Source organism: Formosa undariae, assembly GCF_042427615.1.
GTDB classification, from domain to species: Bacteria; Bacteroidota; Bacteroidia; order Flavobacteriales; family Flavobacteriaceae; genus Formosa; species Formosa undariae.
Genome location: NZ_JBHMEZ010000019.1, coordinates 1 through 1,967 on the forward strand (window position 1 = coordinate 1; position 1,967 = coordinate 1,967).

The window sequence follows — 1,967 nt, forward strand, 5'->3', positions numbered from 1 at the left end:
ATCGTGGAGAATATCGGAGTCGAACCGATGACCTCCTGCGTGCAAGGCAGGCGCTCTAGCCAGCTGAGCTAATCCCCCGTTTTAGCAATGAATAATTAATAATTATCAATTAATAATGCTAATTACTTCGTAATTACTCTACTTCTAAAATTTCCTTTTCTAATTATATTTAGTAGTCTCAGGCAGACTCGAACTGCCGACCTCTACATTATCAGTGTAGCGCTCTAACCAGCTGAGCTATGAGACTCTAACTATAATAAGTTGTATTTTAAATTAACAGCTAAGAATAAACAATCTCTTTTCCTTTTATTATCTTACTCCAATAGTCGTCTTTCTCTAGAAAGGAGGTGTTCCAGCCGCACCTTCCGGTACGGCTACCTTGTTACGACTTAGCCCTAGTTATCGACTTTACCCTAGGCCGCTCCTTGCGGTGACGGACTTCAGGCACTTCCAACTTCCATGGCTTGACGGGCGGTGTGTACAAGGCCCGGGAACGTATTCACCGCATCATGGCTGATATGCGATTACTAGCGATTCCAGCTTCACGGAGTCGAGTTGCAGACTCCGATCCGAACTGTGATAGGGTTTATAGATTCGCTCCTGGTCGCCCAGTGGCTGCTCTCTGTCCCTACCATTGTAGCACGTGTGTAGCCCAGGACGTAAGGGCCGTGATGATTTGACGTCATCCCCACCTTCCTCACAGTTTGCACTGGCAGTCTTGTTAGAGTTCCCGACATGACTCGCTGGCAACTAACAACAGGGGTTGCGCTCGTTATAGGACTTAACCTGACACCTCACGGCACGAGCTGACGACAACCATGCAGCACCTTGTAAATTGTCCGAAGAAAAAACTATCTCTAGTCCTGTCAATCTACATTTAAGCCCTGGTAAGGTTCCTCGCGTATCATCGAATTAAACCACATGCTCCACCGCTTGTGCGGGCCCCCGTCAATTCCTTTGAGTTTCATTCTTGCGAACGTACTCCCCAGGTGGGTTACTTATCACTTTCGCTTAGCCACTCAGACCGAAGTCCGAACAGCTAGTAACCATCGTTTACGGCGTGGACTACCAGGGTATCTAATCCTGTTCGCTACCCACGCTTTCGTCCATCAGTGTCAGTTGATTATTAGTAATCTGCCTTCGCAATTGGTATTCTATGTAATATCTATGCATTTCACCGCTACACTACATATTCTAACTACTTCATAATAACTCAAGACAACCAGTATCAAAGGCAATTTTACAGTTGAGCTGCAAGATTTCACCTCTGACTTAATTGTCCACCTACGGACCCTTTAAACCCAATGATTCCGGATAACGCTTGGATCCTCCGTATTACCGCGGCTGCTGGCACGGAGTTAGCCGATCCTTATTCTTACAGTACCGTCAAGCTGGTATACATACCAGTGTTTCTTCCTGTATAAAAGCAGTTTACAACCCATAGGGCAGTCTTCCTGCACGCGGCATGGCTGGATCAGGCTCTCGCCCATTGTCCAATATTCCTCACTGCTGCCTCCCGTAGGAGTCTGGTCCGTGTCTCAGTACCAGTGTGGGGGATCCCCCTCTCAGGGCCCCTATCTATCGTAGTCTTGGTAAGCCGTTACCTTACCAACTAACTAATAGAACGCATGCTCATCTTTTACCGATAAATCTTTAATATTAAAGTGATGCCACTCTAATATACTATGAGGCATTAATCCAAATTTCTCTGGGCTATTCCCCTGTAAAAGGTAGATTGCATACGCGTTACGCACCCGTGCGCCGGTCGTCAGCGGAGCAAGCTCCCTGTTACCCCTCGACTTGCATGTGTTAAGCCTGCCGCTAGCGTTCATCCTGAGCCAGGATCAAACTCTTCATCGTTAAATTTTTAAGTCTTTCGACTATTACTTTTAACAACTAATGGAATTAAATTTGGTACTCAAAATGGTTTATTCTTTTTTGTTGATAATAACCGTTTCCAGTTATTA

General features: G+C 45.8%; 2 tRNA genes and 1 rRNA gene. All 3 read right to left on the minus strand.

From position 1 onward, the window contains the following. Positions 1-4: 4 nt before the first annotated feature. The 3 genes from ACFFVB_RS16060 to ACFFVB_RS16070 all read right to left on the minus strand — a co-directional run bounded on the left by ACFFVB_RS16060 (position 5) and on the right by ACFFVB_RS16070 (position 1,860). Positions 5-78: transfer RNA gene (locus tag ACFFVB_RS16060), tRNA-Ala, on the minus strand. Positions 79-173: 95 nt separating this feature from the next. Next, positions 174-247, minus strand: a tRNA-Ile gene (locus tag ACFFVB_RS16065). 93 nt (positions 248-340) lie between these two features. Continuing rightward, positions 341-1,860 (minus strand): 16S ribosomal RNA (locus tag ACFFVB_RS16070). Positions 1,861-1,967: the final 107 nt, after the last annotated feature.